This is a genomic window from Pseudomonas sp. S150 (assembly GCF_004526365.1).
In the GTDB taxonomy this organism is placed as follows: Bacteria; Pseudomonadota; Gammaproteobacteria; order Pseudomonadales; family Pseudomonadaceae; genus Aquipseudomonas; species Aquipseudomonas putida_A.
This window is the reverse complement of record NZ_CP038207.1, coordinates 4,388,407-4,408,262: the sequence shown is the minus strand read 5'-3', so window position 1 is coordinate 4,408,262 and position 19,856 is coordinate 4,388,407. Positions and strand designations below refer to the sequence as shown.

Annotated in this window: 18 protein-coding genes and 2 pseudogenes; 6 read left to right on the top strand and 14 right to left on the bottom strand. The window is 61.8% G+C overall.

The window, feature by feature from the left end; translation table 11 throughout:
• Positions 1-28 precede the first annotated feature (28 nt).
• The 3 genes from E3Z29_RS20165 to E3Z29_RS20150 all read right to left on the bottom strand — a co-directional run bounded on the left by E3Z29_RS20165 (position 29) and on the right by E3Z29_RS20150 (position 2,970).
• Positions 29-460 (bottom strand): nuclear transport factor 2 family protein, encoded by a 432-nt coding sequence (locus E3Z29_RS20165; protein WP_098964502.1) that lies wholly within the window; start codon positions 458-460, stop codon positions 29-31.
• 607 nt (positions 461-1,067) lie between these two features.
• Positions 1,068-1,934, bottom strand: a complete 867-nt coding sequence (locus tag E3Z29_RS20155) for a CAP domain-containing protein (RefSeq protein WP_134786739.1) — start codon at positions 1,932-1,934, stop codon at positions 1,068-1,070.
• 262 nt (positions 1,935-2,196) lie between these two features.
• Positions 2,197-2,970, bottom strand: coding sequence for an alpha/beta hydrolase (locus E3Z29_RS20150; RefSeq protein WP_134786738.1), 774 nt, complete (start codon positions 2,968-2,970; stop codon positions 2,197-2,199).
• Positions 2,971-3,082: 112 nt separating this feature from the next.
• Here E3Z29_RS20150 and E3Z29_RS20145 point away from each other — a divergent pair, with 112 nt between their 5' ends.
• Positions 3,083-4,042: an aldo/keto reductase gene (locus tag E3Z29_RS20145; protein WP_177416197.1), complete on the top strand. Its 960-nt coding sequence runs from the start codon at positions 3,083-3,085 to the stop codon at positions 4,040-4,042.
• Between the two features lie 4 nt (positions 4,043-4,046).
• Here E3Z29_RS20145 and E3Z29_RS20140 read toward each other — a convergent pair whose 3' ends face one another.
• The gene (locus tag E3Z29_RS20140; RefSeq protein WP_096796479.1) at positions 4,047-4,940 is read right to left on the bottom strand and encodes a LysR family transcriptional regulator; all 894 of its coding nucleotides are present in this window, start codon (positions 4,938-4,940) and stop codon (positions 4,047-4,049) included.
• Between the two features lie 97 nt (positions 4,941-5,037).
• On the opposite strand from E3Z29_RS20140, the gene E3Z29_RS20135 reads away from it, so the two are divergent.
• Entirely contained in the window at positions 5,038-5,514 is a 477-nt protein-coding gene (locus E3Z29_RS20135) for a cupin domain-containing protein (protein WP_115985080.1), read from the top strand.
• A 181-nt stretch (positions 5,515-5,695) separates the two neighbouring features.
• On the opposite strand, the gene paoC is transcribed toward E3Z29_RS20135, so the two are convergent.
• The 4 genes from paoC to E3Z29_RS20115 form a co-directional block, all read right to left on the bottom strand.
• Positions 5,696-7,891 (bottom strand): aldehyde oxidoreductase molybdenum-binding subunit PaoC, encoded by a 2,196-nt coding sequence (gene paoC / locus E3Z29_RS20130; protein WP_134786737.1) that lies wholly within the window; start codon positions 7,889-7,891, stop codon positions 5,696-5,698.
• Positions 7,888-8,844 (bottom strand): xanthine dehydrogenase family protein subunit M, encoded by a 957-nt coding sequence (locus E3Z29_RS20125; protein WP_134786736.1) that lies wholly within the window; start codon positions 8,842-8,844, stop codon positions 7,888-7,890. The genes paoC and E3Z29_RS20125 overlap by 4 nt, the downstream gene beginning before the upstream one ends.
• Positions 8,841-9,464 carry an aldehyde dehydrogenase iron-sulfur subunit PaoA gene (paoA, locus tag E3Z29_RS20120; RefSeq protein WP_097088855.1) on the bottom strand — a complete coding sequence of 208 codons (624 nt, stop codon included), beginning with the start codon at positions 9,462-9,464 and terminating at the stop codon, positions 8,841-8,843. Before paoA ends, E3Z29_RS20125 begins: the two co-directional genes overlap by 4 nt.
• Positions 9,465-9,895: 431 nt before the next feature.
• Positions 9,896-11,650: an L-lactate permease gene (locus E3Z29_RS20115; RefSeq protein WP_134786735.1), complete on the bottom strand. Its 1,755-nt coding sequence runs from the start codon at positions 11,648-11,650 to the stop codon at positions 9,896-9,898.
• 241 nt (positions 11,651-11,891) lie between these two features.
• Between E3Z29_RS20115 and E3Z29_RS20110 the strand changes: the two genes are divergently transcribed.
• The gene (locus tag E3Z29_RS20110; RefSeq protein ID WP_096796473.1) at positions 11,892-12,098 is read left to right on the top strand and encodes a hypothetical protein; all 207 of its coding nucleotides are present in this window, start codon (positions 11,892-11,894) and stop codon (positions 12,096-12,098) included.
• 45 nt (positions 12,099-12,143) lie between these two features.
• Here the strand turns inward: E3Z29_RS20110 and E3Z29_RS20105 are convergent, their stop codons facing one another.
• A complete protein-coding gene (locus tag E3Z29_RS20105; protein ID WP_098964487.1) occupies positions 12,144-12,416 on the bottom strand; it encodes a hypothetical protein in 273 nt (90 codons plus the stop codon).
• Between the two features lie 315 nt (positions 12,417-12,731).
• Between E3Z29_RS20105 and E3Z29_RS20100 the strand changes: the two genes are divergently transcribed.
• Both E3Z29_RS20100 and E3Z29_RS20095 read left to right on the top strand, forming a co-directional pair.
• Positions 12,732-13,811 carry a hypothetical protein gene (locus E3Z29_RS20100; RefSeq protein ID WP_134786734.1) on the top strand — a complete coding sequence of 360 codons (1,080 nt, stop codon included), beginning with the start codon at positions 12,732-12,734 and terminating at the stop codon, positions 13,809-13,811.
• Between the two features lie 2 nt (positions 13,812-13,813).
• On the top strand, positions 13,814-14,167 hold the full coding sequence (locus E3Z29_RS20095) for a DUF1428 domain-containing protein (protein ID WP_134786733.1): 354 nt from the start codon (positions 13,814-13,816) through the stop codon (positions 14,165-14,167).
• A gap of 118 nt (positions 14,168-14,285) precedes the next feature.
• Here E3Z29_RS20095 and E3Z29_RS20090 read toward each other — a convergent pair whose 3' ends face one another.
• Positions 14,286-14,480, bottom strand: coding sequence for a hypothetical protein (locus E3Z29_RS20090; protein WP_098964483.1), 195 nt, complete (start codon positions 14,478-14,480; stop codon positions 14,286-14,288).
• Between the two features lie 105 nt (positions 14,481-14,585).
• On the opposite strand from E3Z29_RS20090, the gene thpR reads away from it, so the two are divergent.
• The gene (gene thpR / locus E3Z29_RS20085; protein ID WP_134786732.1) at positions 14,586-15,125 is read left to right on the top strand and encodes an RNA 2',3'-cyclic phosphodiesterase; all 540 of its coding nucleotides are present in this window, start codon (positions 14,586-14,588) and stop codon (positions 15,123-15,125) included.
• 246 nt (positions 15,126-15,371) lie between these two features.
• Here thpR and E3Z29_RS20080 read toward each other — a convergent pair.
• The 4 genes and pseudogenes from E3Z29_RS20080 to potA form a co-directional block, all read right to left on the bottom strand.
• Positions 15,372-16,470: pseudogene (locus tag E3Z29_RS20080) on the bottom strand (polyamine ABC transporter substrate-binding protein).
• Positions 16,471-16,693: 223 nt separating this feature from the next.
• A complete protein-coding gene (locus E3Z29_RS20075) occupies positions 16,694-17,566 on the bottom strand; it encodes an ABC transporter permease subunit (protein WP_134786731.1) in 873 nt (290 codons plus the stop codon).
• A pseudogene (locus tag E3Z29_RS20070) lies at positions 17,563-18,482 on the bottom strand (ABC transporter permease subunit). The gene E3Z29_RS20075 and the pseudogene E3Z29_RS20070 overlap by 4 nt, the downstream one beginning before the upstream one ends.
• A complete protein-coding gene (gene potA / locus E3Z29_RS20065; RefSeq protein WP_041073459.1) occupies positions 18,479-19,621 on the bottom strand; it encodes a polyamine ABC transporter ATP-binding protein in 1,143 nt (380 codons plus the stop codon). The pseudogene E3Z29_RS20070 and the gene potA overlap by 4 nt, the downstream one beginning before the upstream one ends.
• Positions 19,622-19,856: the final 235 nt, after the last annotated feature.

Genomic DNA, 19,856 nt, shown 5'->3' with positions numbered 1-19,856 from the left:
TCAGTGGGCTTTTTTGTGGCGCCTGATCCTACTTTGGTTTCGCGCTTGCCAGATACGCACCAAGCCGCCGCCCCATCTCTTCGCCGAGGGCCTGCAACCCGCTCAACGGCCGCACCATCACCTCGAACTCTACAATTTTCCCGCTCTCATCGAAGCGAATCATGTCGATCCCCTTCAGCTCTTTCGCCCCAACCTTGGCACTGAACTCCAAAACCACATTCAAACCATCGGCAGTCACCAGTTCGCGGTGGTATTTGAAATCTTCAAACACGTCGAACACGGTGTTGAGGATCATCGTCACCACTGGCGCGCCGGGGTAAGGCGAGTGGGCCATGGGCGAGCGGAACACGGCATTGGCATCGAGCAGTTCGGGCAAGGCCTTGAGGTTGCCGGTGCGGATCATCTCGTGCCAGCGTTTCAGGGATTCAGCGGCGTTGGGGTGCAGGTTCAGTTCGGACATTGACCACTCCTGGAATTGTTGTTGTTCTTCGCGCGACGGCAATCACTCTAGTTCAAAGCGGTGGATCTCGAACCGTTGTGTGCCGATCTGAATACCAGAGCATGGGCGGAGCGGATCAGATTGGCATCTGATCCGTATTTTTCTGTTGGATCTGCCTCTGTAACCGGCTCAGTCAGGCGCTCAGAATAGCCCGGCAATTCGGTCACCCGCGGCAGCCCTTCATCCCGAAGCGCCCGGTGCACCGCAAGCTCAACATTAAGGAGAGCAGCATGAACAAGATGGCGATTTTCCTCGGTGGGTTTCTGACGTTGACCATTCTGATCGGAATGCTTGCGACGATTTCCCCGGTCTGACCCCGGCAGCACTCCACCAGACTCCAGCGCCCTTTTTTATCGAAGGGCGCGGCTGTTTCTACTTCGCTGTAACTTCTCGCATCACACCGAACTGGACTGAACCGGGAGGCGGCGCAAGCGATTGAGGGTGTCTGTACCGGCCTCTTCGCGAGCAAGCTCGCTCCCACATGGATTTGTGAACAACACAGATCCAGTGTGGGAGCGGGCTTGCTCGCGAAGGGGCCAGTAGCGTCACTGAAAAGCTCTCAAGCGAATCAAGGCGCACCAAACACCATCGTCCAGTAAACCCCCTCATCACTGCGCGCCTCACTGGCGAACCCGGCACCGACCTGAGTGAACATCGGGTTCATCAGGTTGGCACAGTGCCCGGGACTGGCCAGCCATCCGGCCATCGCCTTGGCCGGTGAGCTCTGCCCGGCGGCGATGTTTTCGCCGATCTGCCGTCCCCGATAACCCGCCGCCCGGGCGCGATCCGCCGGCAGGTCGCCGTCCGGGTCGCGATGGGCGAAGTAGTTGCCGTAGGCCATGGCTTTGCTGTGGCCTTGTGCGGCGGCGCCCAGTGCGGCGTTCCAGCTCAGGGGGCGGGCGGCGGCGAAGCGTTGGCGCCCGCACATCCGTGGTCGCGCCCGGGCGGCGTTGACCTGCGCAAGCAAGGCCTTGCCGACGCTGCGGTTGTCGCCGACGCGACTGTCGAGCACCGGTTGCGCCAGCACCACTTGCCATTCACCACGGGAGCGGCTGACGCCGATGTCGGCGTACTGGGCGTCAAGCAGCGCGCTGCAGTGGCTGTCTTGTAACTGCTCAAAGGCATCCTCGGCATCCCCGGCCCCAATGATGCGGATACTGCGTACCGCCACCGCCGAATACCCCGAAGACTTCAATCTTTCGCGCAAGCCTCCGCCGTAGCCATAGCCGATCGGCAGCGCCAGATTCGATTTCAGCGACAGTGGCGCCAGGCGCTGGGCCGGGCGGCGGTCGCAGCGTTGCGGATGGGCGCGATAGTCGTTGATCGCGGCCACCAGTTGCCGCTCTTCGCTGGCGTGGGAGGTCTCGGTGAACAGTGGGGCAAGGATCAGCAGGCACAGCGAAACGAAGCGTGATGAGCGAACGACATGGCGCATGGGACGGCAGACTCAGGGAAAAGGACAGTGCTGAAGTGGGCAGCCGCGGAATACGGCGCCACTAGGACTGGGCTTTTTGCACTTGGTTCATGCTGGCCACCTGGCTTTTTTGCAGGGCTGATGCGGGGCAGGCGAGCCGGACTTTGTGTTGTCTGAACTGGCGTCTTCGCGAGCAAGCTCGCTCCCACCTTGGCAATGCGTACCTCTGTGGGAGCGAGCCTGCTCGCGAAGGGGCCAGTGCAGCCAACGCAATAATCGGCTATCAGCGATCAAGCACTTCCTGCATCCACTGCAGATACTGCACCCGCTCGGAAATCGAGTTGTGCCCCGAATCCGGCACCACCCGCAGCGTCGCCACGCCTTTGGGGAAATGCGTCAGCAGCCGTTGCGTACTGTCTCGTGGAATCACTTCGTCATCGCTGGCCGCCAACAGCAACGTCGGCACGCGAATGTGCGCGGCATAGCGGCCCGACTCGAAGCGATCCTTCAGCAACCATTTGACCGGAAACCACGGGTATTGGCGGACGGCAATTTCTTCGAGGCTGTTGTACGGCGTCACCAGAATCAATCTGGTCGCCGGACGCTGACTCGCCAGCCGCACCGCCACCCCCGATCCCAGGCTGCGGCCGATCACGGCAATCTGCGGATGGCTGGCGTACACCTGATCAAACAGCGCCAGCGCATCTTCGGCAATCGCTTCTTCCGAAGGTGAGCCGCCGCTGCCACCGAAGCCCCGGTAGTTCAGCAAAAACACCGCGTAGTCGGGAAAAGCCTCACTGAACGACGGCAGATTGCGCGACACATCCTCGGCATTGCCGCCAAAGTAGATCAGCGCTTTTGGCCCGGCATGCGCGCGCGTGGTCACCCACACATCGGCATCCGGCATCGCCAGTTTCAGCCGCGAATCTTCCGTAGTCACGGCGTTGTCAGGCTGGGGGAAATAGATCAGCGAGCGCTGAAAAATGAACAGCGCCCCGCACAGCAACAGGTAGAGGGCGATGAGCAAGGCGACGAGTGACATCAGTTTTCTGGACATTCGACTAACTTTAACGGGGCGCGGGTGTTCGCAGTCGCAGTGTAGTCCAGCGAATCGGGCCGGCAGCCGTCGCACATAACGTGCAACAGATTCACGCAGCAGGGGAACCCGCATGAGCCACACTGAGGGTTGTTCCCGGCGCCGCTTGCTCACGCTGGCTGCCGGGGTTTCGGCGGTCCTGACCTTTGACCGGGCGTTGGCCACTGCCAACACACCGACTGCCACTTCGCCGAGCCAGGCAGGAGACCAGACCATGCAGACCCGCGCCATCCCTTCCAGCTCCGAGCTGTTGCCCATAGTGGGCGTGGGCACTTATCGCGGTTTTGACGTTGCCCCCGGCGATCCGGCTTACAAGTCATTGCCAGCAGTGCTCGACGAGCTGTTCAAAAAGGGTGGCACGTTGATCGACAGCTCGCCGATGTATGGCCGCGCCGAGCAAACCACTGGCGAGCTGCTATCGATCCACGAACCGCGCTCGCCGGCATTTCTGGCGACCAAGGTCTGGACCCGCGGGCGCAAGGAGGGCATCGCGCAGATGGAGCAGTCCTTCCGTCTGCTGCGCACCGAACGCATCGACCTGATGCAGATCCACAACCTGCTGGACTGGCAAAGCCATCTGCCAACCCTGCGCGAATGGAAAGAGCAGGGGCGCATTCGCTACATCGGCATCACCCATTACACGCCGTCGGCCTACGATGAAGTCGAAGCAGTGCTCAAGGCCGAACAACTGGATTTTTTGCAAATCAACTACGCCCTCGATGACCGTGGCGTGGAGAAACGCATTCTGCCGCTGTGCCGTGAACGCGGGGTGGCGGTGATCTGCAATCGGCCTTTTGGCGGCGGCGGGTTGCTCGCCCGTCTCAAGGTCAAGCCGTTGCCGGCCTGGGTCTCGGACGTGCAGGTCAACAGCTGGCCGCAACTGGCGTTGAAGTTCCTGCTGTCGCACCCGGCGGTGACTTGCGTGATTCCCGGCACCGGCAATCCGCGCTACATGGCCGACAACGCTGGCGCCGGATTCGGGCCGATGCTCACCGATGCGCAGCGGCATCAGTTGATTGCGCTGCTGGGGTAGGCGGTCAACCGCGATAGCGCAACGCCTCCACCAACAGCGCAAACGCCGGCGCAGCCTGGCGTCGGCTCGGGTAGTACAGGTGGTAACCGGCAAACGTCGGGCACCAGTCTGCCAGCACTTGCACCAGACGCCCGTCAGCCAGATACGGCGCGACGATATTTTCCGGAATGTAGCTGAGGCCGAAACCGTCGACTGCGGCGTCGAGTAGCGGGTAGACGCCATTCAGCGTGACTTGCCCGGACACTCGTACCTTGAGGCTTTCGTCACCCTTTTCGAACTCCCAGGTGTACAGCCCGCCGTTGGTGGGCAGGCGCAAGTTGTTGCAGGCGTGGTCAGTCAAATCTCTTGGCGTTTGCGGGCGTGCACGGTTGGCGAAATAGGCCGGCGAGCCGACCACCGCCATGCGCATGTCCGGGCCGATGCGGGTGGCGATCATGCCTTGGGCCACGTCTTCGCCCAGCCGAATGCCGGCGTCGAAGCCTTGTCCGGCGATGTCGACGAAACCGTAATCGCAGATCACCTCGACGGCGATGTCCGGGTACTGGGGCAGGAATTCCTTGAGCACCGGGCGCAGCAGCCAGTTCAGCGAATGGTCGGTGGCGCTGATGCGGATCCGGCCGGCCGGGGTTTCGCGCAGGTTGCTCAGGGCCGCCAGTTCCTGTTCGATCTCTTCGAAGCGCGGGCCGATGGTCTGCAGCAAATGTTCGCCGGCCTCGGTGGGTGAGACGCTGCGCGTGGTGCGGGTCAGCAGGCGCAGGCCCAGACGCGCTTCAAGGGCGCGGATGGTATGGCTGAGCGCCGATTGCGAGACGCCGAGTCTGGCCGCGGCTTTGGTGAAGCTGCGCTCGCGGGCCACGGCGAGGAAGGCGAGCAGGTCACTGGCGTTTTCTCGAAGCATTAATGAGTGTCCTGCATAAGTTTTTTCGAATTCTAGTCGATTATCTGAAGAGTACGGCTCGGTAAAGTGCGGCTATTGATCACCGGAGACCATCGCCATGAACCCGATTGCCGCTTCTGCACTGACCCTGTCCTTACTTGCGGGTGAGGCCCAGGCCAACGAATCCCCGCGTGTCATTGTCACCCCCAACGGCTCGCAACCCTCGGCCCAAGGCCCGGCAGACTGGTTCACCGGCACTGTGCGTGTTGACGCGCCGTTCAAGGGCAGCGATGCCGCGCGTGTCAGCGGCGCCACGGTGACCTTCGAACCCGGCGCACGTACGGCGTGGCATACCCATCCGTTGGGTCAGACGTTGATCGTCACCGCCGGTTCAGGTTTTGTTCAAGAGTGGGGTCAGCCGGTTCGACAGATCCGTCCCGGCGATACGGTGTGGATCGCGCCGCAGGTGAAGCACTGGCATGGCGCCGCGCCGACCACGGCGATGACTCACATCGCGATTGCCGAAGTGCTGGACGGTGAAGTGGTGGAGTGGATGGAGCAGGTGAGTGCTGAGCAGTATTTGCGATCCGAGTGACGCGGTTCCCTCACCCCAGCCTTCTCCCGGAGGGAGAGGAGGCCGATTGGGGGATGTCTGTGAGCACTACGCTGAGTCCATAATCGACACGACCTCTCATGTCGGCGCATCGCATAAGACAACTCGGTCAGTCCCCTCTCCCTTTGGGAGAGGGTTAGGGTGAGGGGCTTTTCCAGGTTGCTCAGGTCATCTCCGGCAACGAATCGAGGATCTTGTCCAGCGTAATCGGATACTCACGCACCCGCGCCCCGGTGGCGTTGTAGATCGCATTCGCTACCGCCGCGCTCACGCCGCAAATCCCCAGTTCCCCCACACCCTTGGCTTTCATCGGCGATGAAATCGGATCGGTCTCATCGAGGAAAATCACCTCCTGATGCGGGATGTCGGCATGCACCGGCACCTCGTATCCGGCCAGATCGTGATTGACGAAAAAGCCCAGCCGTTTGTCCACCGCCAGCTCTTCCATCAGCGCCGCACCGACGCCCATGGTCATCGCGCCGATCACCTGGCTGCGTGCGGCTTTCGGGTTGAGAATCCGTCCCGCCGCGCACACCGCGAGCATGCGCCGCACGCGGACTTCGCCGGTCGCTGCATCCACCGCAACCTCCACGAAATGCGCGCCGAAAGTCGATTGCTGATACTGCTTGGCGAGGTCGGCGAACTCGATGCTGTCCTCGGCCTCGACCACGCCATCTTTTGCCGCATCACGCAGCGGCAGAGTCTTGCCGCCGGCGCGCACCTGACCGTCAGCAAACTCGACGTCACTACCGCTCATGCCCAGCTTCGTCGCCACCGCTTCACGCAGTTTCATGCACGCGGCATACACCCCGGCAGTCGAGCAATTGCCGCCGAACTGGCCACCGGAGCCGGACGATACCGGGAAGGTCGAATCCCCCAGATGCACGCTGACGTCCGCCAGGTCCACGCCCATCATCTCGGCCGCGGTCTGCGCAATGATCGTGTAGCTGCCGGTGCCGATATCGGTCATGTCGGTTTCCACCGTGACCTTGCCGTCGCGCTCCAGCCGCACCCGGGCGCCGGACTTCAGCAGCAGGTTGTTGCGAAACGCGGCGGCGACGCCCATGCCGATCAGCCAGCGACCTTCGCGACGGCTGCCGGGAGTAGCATTGCGCTGGTTCCAGCCGAATTTCTCGGCACCGGTCTGCAAGCATTCGATCAGGCGTCGCTGGGAAAACGGACGCTCGGTTTTCACCGGGTCGACCTGGGTGTCATTGAGGATGCGGAACTGCACCGGGTCGAGCTTGAGCTGCTCGGCCATTTCGTCCATGGCGATTTCCAGCGCCATCAGCCCCGGTGCTTCACCCGGCGCGCGCATGGAGTTGCCTTCGGGCAGATCCAGCGGCGCCCGGCGCATGGTCACCCGGCGGTTTTCTCCGGCATAGAGCAACTGACTCGGCTGCGCGGCGACTTCGACCTTGCCGTCCTTGAGGTTGCCCGACCAGCCTTCGTGGGCGATGGCGCTGAGCTTGCCGTCCGCCGTGGCGCCCATCCGAATGCGCTGGATCGTGGCCGGGCGGTGGGTGGTGTTGTTGGCCATTTGCGGGCGGGCGAGGGCGACTTTCACCGGGCGGTTGGCCAGGCGCGCACCGAGGGCGGCGAGGATTGCGTCGGCACGAATGAACAGTTTGCCGCCGAAGCCGCCGCCAATGTACGGCGAGATCAGGCGCACGTTTTCCTTGGGCAGGCCAAGGGTCGTGGCGACATCGCCGACGCTCCAGGCGATCATCTGGTTGGAGGTCCATAAGGTCAGATGATCACCTTTCCATGCGGCCAGCGTCGCGTGCGGCTCCATCATCGCGTGGGACTGGTCGGGAGTGGTGTAGGTCTGGTCGAACTGCACCGGCGCAGCGGCGAAGGCCTTGTCGAAATCGCCGTGGGTGACGTCGGGCAACTCGTCGTCTTCGACGCCTTGGTCAAGCACGTTGGCCAGTTCGAACTCGCCTTTGGCCGCGACGTAGTCGACCTTGACCAGTTGCGCTGCGGCGCGGGCCTGTTCGAAGGTCTCGGCGACCACCAGCGCCACGGCCTGGTGATAGTGCTGCACCTCGGGCCCGGCGAGCAGCGGCGCCGAGTTGTATTGGCCTTTGCCAAGCTTGCCGGCATTGGCGGCGGTGACGATGGCCAGCACGCCGGGCGCCGCTTGTGCAGCGTCGAGATCGATGTGGCTGATGCGGCCCTTGGCGATGGCCGAGCCGACCATGAAACCGTAAGCCTGATTCGCCACGGCCTGATGTTGCTCGTAAGCGTAGGGCGCTTGGCCACTGGTTTTCAGCGGGCCTTCGATGCGGTCGGTGGGTTTGCCGACGACCTTGAGCTGGTCAATCGGGTTGGTGGTGGCGGGCGTGTCGAACTTCATGCTTGATCCCTCGCTTGCGCCAACACCGAGCCGAGCGTGCGCTCGACCAGGGTCAGTTTGAATTGGTTGTCGTGGGTTGGCGTGGCACCGTCGAGCAAGCGTTCGCTGACGGCTTTTGCGCCTCTGGGCAACAACGCGTCGGCGTCTTCGACCCGCCACGGTTTCGGCGCAATACCGCCGACTGCCACGCGGCCACTGCCGTCCTTTTGCAGGATCAGACCGACCGATACCAGCGCGAAAGCGTACGACGAGCGATCGCGCACCTTGTGATAAATGTGCGTGCCGCCAACCGGGGCGGGCAGGGTTACCGAAGTGATGAACTCGCCGGGCGTGAGGCTGGTTTCGATGTTCGGGGTATTGCCTGGCAGTTGATGGAAATCGGCGATGGCGATGCTGCGGGTGCTGCCGTCCGGCTTCACCGTTTCCACCTGCGCATCGAGGGCACGCATGGCAATCGCCATGTCACTCGGGTGGGTCGCGATGCACGCGTCGCTGACGCCGATCAGCCCCAATTGCCGACTGACCCCGCCAATCGCCGCGCAGCCACTGCCGGGCTGGCGTTTGTTGCAGGCCTGATTGACGTCGTAGAAGTACGGGCAGCGGGTGCGTTGCAGCAGGTTGCCGGCGGTGCTCGCCATGTTGCGCAACTGGCCCGAGGCCCCGGCGAGCAGGGCGCGGGACAGCAACGCGTAATCCTTGCGCACGCGGCTGTCAGCGGCCAGATCGGTGTTGCGCACCAGCGCGCCGATGCGCAATCCGCCTTCAGGCGTGGCTTCGATTTGATCGAGGCCCAGGTGGTTGACGTCGATCAGGTGCAACGGGGTTTCGATGTCGAGTTTCATCAGGTCCAGCAGGTTGGTGCCACCGGCGATGAACTTCGCGCCTTCGACCTGCGCCGCCAGCGTTGCGGCTGCGGCGGGGGAATCGGCGCGGCTGTAATTGAACGCTCTCATGCTGGCACCTGCGCGACTTCAGTGATGGCTTCGATGATGTTCGAGTAGGCGCCGCAGCGGCAGATGTTGCCGCTCATGCGTTCCTGGAATTCGCTGGCGATCAGTTGCGGGGCTTCGGTCAGGCTCGGGCTGACGTGGCTGGGAATGCCCTCGCGGATTTCCTTGAGCACCGCCACCGCCGAACAGATCTGCCCCGGCGTGCAATAGCCGCACTGGTAGCCGTCATGCTTGATGAACGCGGCCTGCATCGGGTGCAGGTTGTCGGGCATGCCCAGGCCTTCGATGGTGGTGATCTCGCTGCCTTCATGCATCACCGCAAGCGTCAGGCAGGAGTTGATCCGGCGGCCGTCGGCGATGACGGTGCAGGCACCGCACTGGCCGTGGTCGCAGCCTTTTTTGCTGCCGGTCAGGTGCAGGTGTTCGCGCAGGGCATCGAGCAGGGTGGTGCGGTTGTCCACCTCAAGGGCTTGGGGTTTACCGTTGACGTTGATCGTCAGTTTGGCCATGGCGGGCTGCTCCAGACTGGCCGCGTAGGCCTTGAGGCTAATGAAGGGGGGCATTGCAAACGCGGTGGCGGTCACCGCGCCGAGGATCAGGAATCTTCGTCGGGAAATCGTCATGCTTCGATTCCTCTCTGGCTTAATCAGGACGGCAGGGATTGAAGGGCCCAAACGGGCGCGCCGGCATGTTTACCGGTCTCGTTCTTGGAATGACCTGCGCGGAGGGGAAAAGGTTTTTGCGGATTTGCGCTATAGAGTTATGCGCATGGCTCATCAATCTTCTGATCGACATAGCCAAATTTGGGGGGCATGCCTATCAATGTGGAAGGGGAGCTTGCTCCCGAAGGCGTCGGAACAGTTCGTCTATGAGTTGAATGACACACCGCTTTCGCGAGCAAGCCCGCTCCCACATTGGGAATGCATTCCAATGTGGGAATGGGTTTGTTCCCACGGAGAATGCAATCCTGGTGGGGAAATAGCTTGTTCCCAAAGGGCAATGCAGTCCAAATGTGGGAGCGGGCTTGCTCGCGAAGAGGCCCCTGCAAGCGACATCAATGCCCGCCAACCACCATGTGCGTAAACGGCGCCACATACGCCTGCAATGTCACCAGCCCGCCCACCAGGATGGCCAGCACGATCGAGTGAAAGAACACGTAGCGCAGAATCTCGCCCTCATGCCCATACCAGCGGGTGGCGGTGGAGGCGACCACGATCGATTGCGCATCGACCATTTTGCCCATCACCCCGCCGGAGCTATTGGCTGCGGCCATCAGCACCGGGCTGATGCCGAGCTGTTCCGAGGTCACCCGTTGCAGTCCGCCGAACAGCACGTTCGAGGCCGTGTCCGAACCGGTCAACGCGACGCCGAGCCAGCCGAGCAGGGTGCCGAACATCGGGTAGAACACCCCGGTCGCGGCAAACGCCAGACCCATGGTGGCGTCCAGTCCGGAATAACGCGTGAGAAATCCTAGCGCCAGCATCGCGGCAATGGTGATCAGCGAAAAGCGCACCACCCACAACGTGCGCAGGTATTGCTTGATCAGTTGCGGGATCGAATAGCCCATTAGCAGCCCGCCGACAATCGCCGCCAGCAGGATGCCGCTGCCGGTGGCAGTGAACCAGGTGAACTTGTAGATCGCCTCTTCGGCTTTCGGCGCCGGCACCACCGGCGGGACTTTCTGCACTTGCAGGTGCAGGGTGGTGAAGGTCAGCGCCGGCGAGAAAATCGGGTTGGCCTCATTCAGCGGTTTGCCTTGCGCATCAAGTTTCACCGAATGGGTTACCGGATCCAGCGCCGGGCGCACGTCGAAGACGTTCTTGAAGCCCTGGGTGCCCCAGGCAAACACGAACACCGTGAGGATGATCCACGGCATCCACGCACGCATCACCGCCGGGCGCGCCTGATCGCGGAATGCGGCGCTGGCGGTGACTGTTTCTTCCTCGACCCTGGAGTTGTCGACCCGCCCGGACAGGGCGGCTGAGGTGTACACCGTCGCCGGTTTCCAGACCCGCAGAAACAACGTCAGGCAGGCCATGGAAATCAGCGCGGCGATCACGTCCACCAGCATCGGCCCGTGGTAGTTCGACACGAGGAATTGCGGCACCGCGAAGCTGACCCCGGCCACCAGAATCGCCGGCCAGATCTCCAGCATCTTGCGCCACCCGGCAAACGCCCAGATCAGCCAGAACGGCACCAGCACCGAGAAAAACGGCAGCTGTCGACCGACCATCATCGACAGCTCCATCTCGTCCAGCCCGGTGACCTTGGCCAGGGTGATGATCGGCGTGCCGAGGGCGCCGAACGCCACCGGTGCGGTGTTGGCAATCAGCGCCAGCCCCGAGGCGGCCAACGGCGAAAAACCGAGGCCGATCAGAATCGCCCCGGTCACCGCCACCGGCGTGCCGAACCCGGCCGCGCCTTCGAAAAACGCGCCGAAGCAGAACGCGATCAGCAGCAACTGCAAACGCCGGTCATCAGTGATCCGAGCGAGGGAGTCCTGCAGCACTTTGAATGAGCCGTTCTCGGTGGTCAGGCGATGCAGAAAGATGATGTTGAGCACGATCCAGCCGATCGGCAGCAAGCCATTGGCCGCGCCGAACAGCGCGGCAGAGCCGGCCATGCTCGCTGGCATGCCGAAGGCGAAGATCGAGATGAGCAGGGCCGACGCCAACGCCAACAGAGCGGCCAGATGCGCCTTGACGTGAAAGAACGCCAGCGCCGCGAGCATCACCACCACCGGCACCGCAGCCATGAGCGTGGAGATCAACGGGTTGCCGAACGGGTCGTAAATTTGCTGCCAGACCATGGTCCGCCTCTGCTTGTTGTTATCGAGGCGCAGATCCGTTGCGTGGGAGTCGCTAAGCAGCAGTATAGGTGGCATTTCGCCGCCGCCCGGATGCCGGTGGCGGGCCGATCAACGGTCGTGGTCGGGCAGTGAATCAAAGTCCTTTTGTCCGGTCGTATCAGCGGCTGCGCGCACTGCGTCCTGAAGGCGCGGGCAGTGACAGCCGTTCCGTGGTCAAGACCTTGGTGTTAGGGAAGTTTGAATGAAGCGTGCAACAACCTTGCTGTTGACAATATCCGCCGCTGTTTTGCTGGCTGGCTGTGTGGCGGACTTTGATGATGATCATCGCCACGGACGACATTACGACCGTGATCACGGTCGCTATTACGACCATGACCGGCGTTGGGATGACCGCGACGATGGTCGTCGCGACGGGCGTCGTTACTATCGTGATCGCGACGATGACTGAGTAGAAATCAAAAGGGCGTTCCCGCAACGGGAACGCCCTCGGCGATTAAAAATGAGCGCTCGCCCGGACGCTGGAATGCGCAGGCGCGGTGGCCTCGAGATCCAGCAAATGGGTGGCGAGTATGTCGCTCAGAAAGCGGAACTGATCGTTGATGCCGACCACTTCATTGCTGAAATGATTGCTCGCGGCGGGCATCAGCACATCGTCGAAATCTTCGTTGAGCAGCAGCGCCTGGGTCTTGCGCGAGACGACCTGCTGGTCGTAGTAGTTGCTGCCGAACACCGGGAAGCTCACGGAGAGGGTGATGGTGCGAATCATGATGGGTACTCCTCGTTGCGTCTCGGATGGGTGAATCGTGCCTTCGCCGGGCGGCGGGCGGAAGGCAATCGTGGCGATGGTGAATATCGACGGCGTTGATGGTTGATGCTTCCCCCTGTGGGAGCGGGCTTGCTCGCGAAGGGGCCGGCACAGCCAACATCTTCATGGCTGACCCACCGCTTTCGCGAGCAAGCCCGCTCCCACAGGGGGAACGCATTTCAAAGTGAGAGCGCCCGTCCGGCCACAAACGACAAATGGCCCAATACCCGCACCTATACTCAAATCTGTTTTCCTCCATTCAAGGACTCCACCACCGTGAACCTGCGTGCGCTGAGCCTCGCCGCACTGTGTCTGCTGGCTGGCTGTGCCTCCTCGGCGCGGGCCCCGGTGGCGCCGCGAGCGGTGGTGGTATCGCCGGCGACCTGGCAGCAGATCGATCGCGACATCGTCAGCGCCTCGCAGCAATCCACCGAGCAAGTCAAAGTATTTGCCCGTGGCTCGATGGAACATTGGCGCACTCGCGTCTATCAGCAAACTGAAGAAAATTTCATTCCGTGGTTCAGCAGCTACTGGACCCAGGAATGGCTGTCGATGAAGGTCAGTTGGTACACCATCAGTGCCGGCGGCGAGCAGGATGCGTCGGCCAAGCGCCTGGCGAGCTATCTGCTTGAGCAATATCAGGAAAGAGTGCTGGAACCGGTGGCGGTGGAGATCGATCCGGACGCGATCCTCGGTCAGGCCACGGCGTTCTACGCGCAACTGATGGCCCAGCAGATGCCGCTCATCGCCCAGCGTTACGGTGTGCCGGTGGCCCAGCTCAACGGGCGTCTGCAGAAAGTCCCGGCGATTGCCCTCGGCCCGCCGCCGGCGCGGGATGCGTCGCTCTATCAAATCATCAGTACCGAGCCGCTGAACACCTTGCCGGCGTATGCCGCGCTGATCGACAAGATCCACACCGAAGGCGGCAGCAAGGGCATCGCTTCGACCGACGCCGGCATGGCCCCCGTGGCCAAACGCGCCAGCCAGCGGATGGAGGCGGAAATGGCTCCGCGCGGGGCGGCCAGTGCGGTGGCGGCTGCGGCGGGCAAGTTGGTCGGCGGGGTGATCTCGATCGGTGTGGCGGGCATCCGCGCGATCATCCAGGCCAGTGACCGGCCCGACAGCGAAGCGCTGATTCGCAGCAGCCTGGGCAGCACGTTCGACAAGGCCTGGGCGAAACTGCTGCAGAACCCGACCACCGGGGTCATGGCCGGAACCCTGCATATCGCCGGGCAGGTCGAAGGCAGCCTTGGCGGGGGCGAACAACCGTCGGTCGGGCAGGGCGTGAATCGTGTCGAATGGCAGCCGCCGCAATCGACTACCCGGCAGATTGAACCCAACGTGCAAGGAGAGTGATCATGGCTTACATCGATATTTTTGTAGCACCCGTGCCGAATGCCAATCGCGAACAGTACAAAAAACACTGTGAGATCGCCGCGAAACTGTTCAAGGAATACGGAGCGAAGGAGGTGGTTCAGTGCTGGGGCGATGACGTGCCGGACGGCAAAGTCACGTCATTCCCGATGGCGGTAAAACTCAAGGACGGCGAGACGGTGTCGTCCGGCTGGCTGATCTGGCCCGACAAAGCCACCCGCGATGCCGGCATGGCAAAGATGATGGACGACCCGCGCATGCAACCGGACGTCAACCCGATGGGGTTTGATGGGCAGCGGATGATCTTTGGGGGCTTCAAGAACCTTCTTGAATCCTGAAGACCAGCGCAAATCCATTGTGGGAGCGGGCTTGCTCGCGAAGGGGTCGGCACAGCCACTATCTTCATGGCTGACCCGCCGCTTTCGCGAGCAAGCCCGCTCCCACAATGGCCTGTGGTCACTCTGGAGAGGGGGTGATTCGGCAGCTTTTGCGGTGGCGGATTTCTTCTGCCGTGGGCCGTTCGCGGACGAATTCGAAACGCGGTTCACCTTCGCTGTAATGCACCAGCCAGCCCCATTCCAGCTCGGTTTCATCCTGCCCGGGGCTGGGTGGCCGGGCCCACCACGGTTCTTTGCTGAGGATCTCGCGCATGGCGACCTCCGGTTCGATGGCAATCCTTGAACTATAGCCGGGCGTCGCCAGTCGTCAGAGAAGCCTGTGTAGAATCGGCTGATCGACGAGCGAAGGAGTTGGCCCATGACCGATGATGCGCGCAGGGATGAACCGTTCAAGCGACTGTTTTTTGCCCTCGACTGCCCACCGGTGCAGCGCAAGGCCATCGCTCAGTGGCGTGGCGAGCTGGGGTTGCGCGCCGGTAAACCGGTGCCGGCGGATAACTTTCACCTGACGCTGCTGTTTCTCGGTGCTGTGCCGCTGGCGCAGATCAATGAAGTTTGCGAGGCCGCCGGCAAGGTGCGCACGCCGGGTGAGCCATTGAAGATTGCGCTGGATCGCCTGCAGGTCTGGCATCGGGCGGGGATCCTGTCGCTGGCGCCGGAGCAGGCGCCGCCGGCCCTGTTGCGTCTGGTGTATGCGCTGGAGCAGGCGATGCTGCCGTTCGGCTTCGAAGAATCACCACGCGAGTTTCGCCCGCACCTGACCCTGGCCCGTGACTATCGAACAGAGGCGCCGGAGGCCACTACGCCGCCGGAGTTTTTCCTGCGCGCCGAGCGCTTTGCCTTGTTCGAATCGCACAAGGGTCGCTATCGAATCCTGCAGGATTGGCCATTGAATTGAGCGCAGAAAAAAAGGCGCCCGAGGGCGCCTGAAATTCACCTGAGCCGAGGGAGCCAGGTGAGGCCGTTCATTGCAGGGTGCAGCGGTGGTAAGGCGCTGCGTGAACGGAAAACTATCAGTTCTTTGTGTCACAACACAGACCCACTGTAGGAGTGAGCCTGCTCGCGATGACGTCGGCACATTCAGCATCATTGCTGCCTGACATACCGCCATCGCGAGCAGGCTCACTCCTACAGGGTTATTCGGTTATTTACCGAGCTTCACCCGGGTCCAGCCGCGGGTCATGATCCGCTGGGTGGCAATCGGCTGATCCGGCACCGCATACAACGTCGCCATTACCGCCTGCGATGGATACGAACCCGGATCGTTGCGGATCGCTTCGTCCACCAGTGGCGTCGCCGCCGAGTTGGCGTTGCTGTAGCCGTTGCTGTTGGTGATCTCGGCGATGATGTCCGGGCGCATCAGGAAGTTCATGAACAGGTAGGCGTTCTCGACGTTCGCCGCATCGCGCGGGATCGCGACCATGTCGTAGAAACTGCCGGCGCCTTCCTTCGGAATGCTGTAGTCGATCTGCACCTTGTTGCCGGCTTCCACCGCACGGGCCTTGGCCTGCAGCACGTCACCGGAGTAACCGACCGCCACGCAGATATTGCCGTTGGCCAGGTCCGAGATGTACTTCGAGGAATGGAAGTACGCCACGTACGGGCGGATCTTCATGAACAGTGCTTCGGCTTCGAGGATGTGCGCCTTGTCCTTGTCGTTCACCGGGTAGCCCAGATAGTGCAGGGCGGCCGGGATCATTTCGGTCGGCGAGTCGAGGAAGCTGATGCCGCAGGCTTTCAGCTTCTCGGCGTTTTCCGGCTTGAACAGCAAGTCCCAGGAGTTGGTCGGGGCCTTGGCGCCGAGCACTTCCTTGACCTTGTCCGGGTTGTAGCCGATGCCGATCGAGCCCCACATGTACGGGAACGCGTGAGCGTTGTCCGGGATCACTGGCGGAGGCGTTTTTCAGCAGCACCGGGTTGAGATTTTTCCAGTTCGACAGCTTGGATTTGTCCAGTGGCTGATAGACCCCGGCCTTGATCTGCTTGGCCAGGAAACTGTTGGACGGCACGACGATGTCGTAACCGGATTTGCCCGCCAGCAAACGCGCCTCGAGGGTCTCGTTGCTGTCGAACACGTCGTAGGTCACCTGGATGCCGGTCTCGTCTTCGAACTTCTTGACGGTGTCCGGCGCGATGTAATCGGACCAGTTGTAAACACGCAGCACCTTGTCGTTGGCCTGGACGCCCGTGGCGATTGCGCCCATTAAGGACAGTGTCAGCAGAGTCCTGCCAAACATTTTCATCGGTGAAACTCCATTCTTTTTATTCAAAAAACACAAACCGGGTGTACGTAAAACCTGTGGCGAGGGAGCTTGCTGTGGTGAGGGGATTTATCCCCGATGGGTCGCGAAGCGGCCCCAAGCCAGGCCCTTGCGGTGTAACAGGGACACCGCATGCAATGGTTTGGCGACTGCTTCGCAGCCGATCGGGGATGAATCCCCTCACCACAGTGTTCATCGTTGTTGCTTAGGCCGTCGCGGTGCGTTGAGGCTGCCACGCCTCATTCGCCGTCTGATCCATCGCTTCCTGAATCGCCTTCTTGCGGTTGGCTTCTGCCTTGCGGCCGAAGTACCAGACCAGGAAGGTCACCAGCGACACCGCGAGCAGAATCAGGCTGGCCACGGCGTTGATCTCAGGCTTCACGCCCAGACGCACCGCCGAGAACACTTCCATCGGCAGTGTGGTCGAACCCGGGCCGGAGACGAAGCTCGCCAGCACCAGGTCATCCAGCGACAGGGCGAACGACATCATCCCGCCCGCTGCCAGCGACGGCGCGATCATTGGAATGGTGATCAGGAAAAACACCTTGAACGGCTTGGCCCCCAGATCCATCGCGGCTTCTTCGATCGACAGATCCAGCTCCCGCAGGCGGGCGGAGACTACCACCGCCACATAGGCGGCACAAAACGTGGTGTGGGCGATCCAGATGGTGACGATGCCACGCTCCTGTGGCCAGCCGATCAGTTGCGCCATCGCCACGAACAGCAGCAACAGCGACAGACCGGTGATCACCTCAGGCATTACCAGTGGCGCCGTCACCAGACCGCCAAACAGCGTGCGACCCTTGAAGCGCGTCACTCGCGTCAGGACGAAGGCGGCGAGGGTGCCCAGTGCGACGGCGGCAATCGCGGTGTAGCAGGCGATTTCCAGCGAGCGCACCACCGAGCCCATCAGTTGCGTGTTGTCGAGCAGGCCGACGTACCACTTCACTGACCAGCCTCCCCATACCGTCACCAGTTTCGAGGCGTTGAACGAGTAGATCACCAGAATCAGCATCGGCAGATAGATGAACATCAAGCCGAAGATCAACATGAACTTGGAAAAACCGAAGCGTTTCATCCCCGTGCCTCCATCTCTTTGGCCTGACTGCGGTTGAACAGCAGAATCGGCACAATCAGGATCAACAGCATCACCACCGCCAGCGCAGACGCCACCGGCCAATCGCGGTTATTGAAGAACTCTTGCCACAGCACGCGACCGATCATCAGCGTCTCCGGGCCACCCAGAGCAGTTCCGGAATCACGAACTCGCCGACCACTGGAATGAACACCAGCATGCAGCCGGCGATGATGCCGTTCTTGGCCAGCGGTACGGTGATTTTCCAGAAGTTGTTGAAGTTGCTCGAACCCAGATCCGACGCGGCTTCCAGCAGGCTTCCATCGTGCTTCACCAGGTTGGCGTACAGCGGCAGCACCATGAATGGCAGGTACGCATAGACCACGCCGCCGATATACACCGCGGTGTTGGTGTTGAGGATCTCGATCGGGTGATCGGTGAGCCCGGTCCACATCAGAAACGCATTGAGCAGACCGTTGTTGCTGAGGATGCCCATCCACGCATACACGCGGATCAGGATCGCGGTCCAGGTCGGCATCATGATCAACAGCAGCAGGACGTTTTGCGCTTCCTTGCTCGCCTTGGTGATTGCGTAGGCCATCGGGAAACCGATCACCAGGCACATCATCGTGCTCAGCGCCGCGACCTTCAGCGAACCGAGGTAGGCCGACAGGTACAGCTCGTCTTCGCCGAGCATGGTGTAGTTGCCGATGTTGAGCATCAGCTGGAATTTCTGTTCGGCGTAGGTGTAGATCTCCGAGTACGGCGGTATCGACAGCGCAGCCTCCGAGAAGCTGATCTTCATCACCAGGAAGAACGGCAGCATGAAGAACAGGAACAGCCAGATGAACGGGATGCCGATGACGAACTTTCGCCCGCTGGGCACCAGGCGCAGGAATTGCTGATTGAAGGTTCTCATGAGCGCAGTACCACGCCGCTGTCGTCTTCCCACCACACGTAGACCTTGTCGTCCCAGGTCGGACGCGCGCCACGGCGTTCGGCGTTGGCCATGAACGACTGGACGATCTTGCCGCCCGGCAGTTCGACGTAGAACACCGAGTGGCCGCCGAGGTAGGCGATGTCATGCACTTTGCCTTCGGACCAGTTGTAGCGGGTCTCTGGCTTGAGCGTGCTGACGAGCATTTTTTCCGGGCGGATCGCGTAGGTGATCGACTTGTCTTGCACCGAAGTGCTGACGCCGTGGCCGACGTAGATCTTCTGCTGCAGGTCCGGGCTGTGGATGATCGCGTGACCTTCAAGGTCTTCCACCACGGTGCCGTCGAAGGCGTTCACGTTGCCGATGAATTCGCAGACCATGCGGCTGACCGGTGCTTCATAGATGTCGACCGGGCTGCCGATCTGGGCGATCCAGCCCAGGTGCATGATCGCGATGCGCTCGGCCATGGTCATGGCCTCTTCCTGGTCGTGGGTCACCATCACGCAGGTCACGCCGACGCGCTCGATGATCTCGACCAGTTCCAGTTGCATCTGCGAACGCAGTTTTTTATCCAGGGCGCCCATCGGTTCGTCGAGCAGCAACAGCTTCGGACGTTTCGCCAGGGAGCGGGCGAGGGCCACGCGCTGGCGCTGACCACCGGACAACTGATGGGGTTTGCGTTTGGCGTATTGGGTCATGTGCACCAGGCGCAGCATCTCTTCGACGCGGGCGTCGATTTCGCTGGCTGGCAAACGGTCCTGCTTGAGGCCGAAGGCGATGTTCTGCGCCACAGTCATGTGCGGGAACAGCGCGTAGGACTGGAACATCATGTTGATCGGCCGCTCGTACGGCGGCATGTCGGTGATGTCCACACCGTCGAGCAGAATCCGCCCTTCGGTCGGCCGCTCGAAACCGGCGAGCATGCGCAGCAGGGTCGATTTGCCCGAGCCGGAGCCACCGAGCAGGGCGAAGATTTCGCCCTGATGGATCTCCAGGGACACATCGTCCACTGCCGTGGTTTCGTCGAACTTCTTGGTGACACGATCGACTTTCACCAGAACCTTTTTCGGTTGCTGGTGGCCTTCAAGTGCCTTCCGGTAAGTGCTGGAGGCGTTTGCCATGTGAAACTCCCAACAGGTTTCGTTCGCTCGGCCAACGTGGCCGGGCTTAAGTGGATTGCAAGCCTGTAAGCGCAATTTCAGTCATTACATATCCCCTGTAGGAGTGAGCCTGCTCGCGATGAGGCCATGTCAGTCGACATCTCTGTTGACTGGTCTATTGCTATCGCGAGCAGGCTCACTCCTACAGGGGGAATTGCGCATGCTTAACTGACCTTGCGCTGCCGAGGGCTTGTTC

Excerpts from the sequence above, each read along its gene's own strand:
- E3Z29_RS20165 (WP_098964502.1), bottom strand. The coding sequence starts at position 460 with ATGTCCGAACTGAACCTGCACCCCAACGCCGCTGAATCCCTGAAACGC.
- E3Z29_RS20155 (WP_134786739.1), bottom strand. The coding sequence starts at position 1,934 with ATGCGCCATGTCGTTCGCTCATCACGCTTCGTTTCGCTGTGCCTGCTG.
- E3Z29_RS20150 (WP_134786738.1), bottom strand. The coding sequence starts at position 2,970 with ATGTCCAGAAAACTGATGTCACTCGTCGCCTTGCTCATCGCCCTCTAC.
- E3Z29_RS20145 (WP_177416197.1), top strand. The coding sequence starts at position 3,083 with ATGAGCCACACTGAGGGTTGTTCCCGGCGCCGCTTGCTCACGCTGGCT.
- E3Z29_RS20140 (WP_096796479.1), bottom strand. The coding sequence starts at position 4,940 with ATGCTTCGAGAAAACGCCAGTGACCTGCTCGCCTTCCTCGCCGTGGCC.
- E3Z29_RS20135 (WP_115985080.1), top strand. The coding sequence starts at position 5,038 with ATGAACCCGATTGCCGCTTCTGCACTGACCCTGTCCTTACTTGCGGGT.
- paoC (WP_134786737.1), bottom strand. The coding sequence starts at position 7,891 with ATGAAGTTCGACACGCCCGCCACCACCAACCCGATTGACCAGCTCAAG.
- E3Z29_RS20125 (WP_134786736.1), bottom strand. The coding sequence starts at position 8,844 with ATGAGAGCGTTCAATTACAGCCGCGCCGATTCCCCCGCCGCAGCCGCA.
- paoA (WP_097088855.1), bottom strand. The coding sequence starts at position 9,464 with ATGACGATTTCCCGACGAAGATTCCTGATCCTCGGCGCGGTGACCGCC.
- E3Z29_RS20115 (WP_134786735.1), bottom strand. The coding sequence starts at position 11,650 with ATGGTCTGGCAGCAAATTTACGACCCGTTCGGCAACCCGTTGATCTCC.
- E3Z29_RS20110 (WP_096796473.1), top strand. The coding sequence starts at position 11,892 with ATGAAGCGTGCAACAACCTTGCTGTTGACAATATCCGCCGCTGTTTTG.
- E3Z29_RS20105 (WP_098964487.1), bottom strand. The coding sequence starts at position 12,416 with ATGATTCGCACCATCACCCTCTCCGTGAGCTTCCCGGTGTTCGGCAGC.
- E3Z29_RS20095 (WP_134786733.1), top strand. The coding sequence starts at position 13,814 with ATGGCTTACATCGATATTTTTGTAGCACCCGTGCCGAATGCCAATCGC.
- E3Z29_RS20090 (WP_098964483.1), bottom strand. The coding sequence starts at position 14,480 with ATGCGCGAGATCCTCAGCAAAGAACCGTGGTGGGCCCGGCCACCCAGC.
- thpR (WP_134786732.1), top strand. The coding sequence starts at position 14,586 with ATGACCGATGATGCGCGCAGGGATGAACCGTTCAAGCGACTGTTTTTT.
- E3Z29_RS20075 (WP_134786731.1), bottom strand. The coding sequence starts at position 17,566 with ATGAAACGCTTCGGTTTTTCCAAGTTCATGTTGATCTTCGGCTTGATG.
- potA (WP_041073459.1), bottom strand. The coding sequence starts at position 19,621 with ATGGCAAACGCCTCCAGCACTTACCGGAAGGCACTTGAAGGCCACCAG.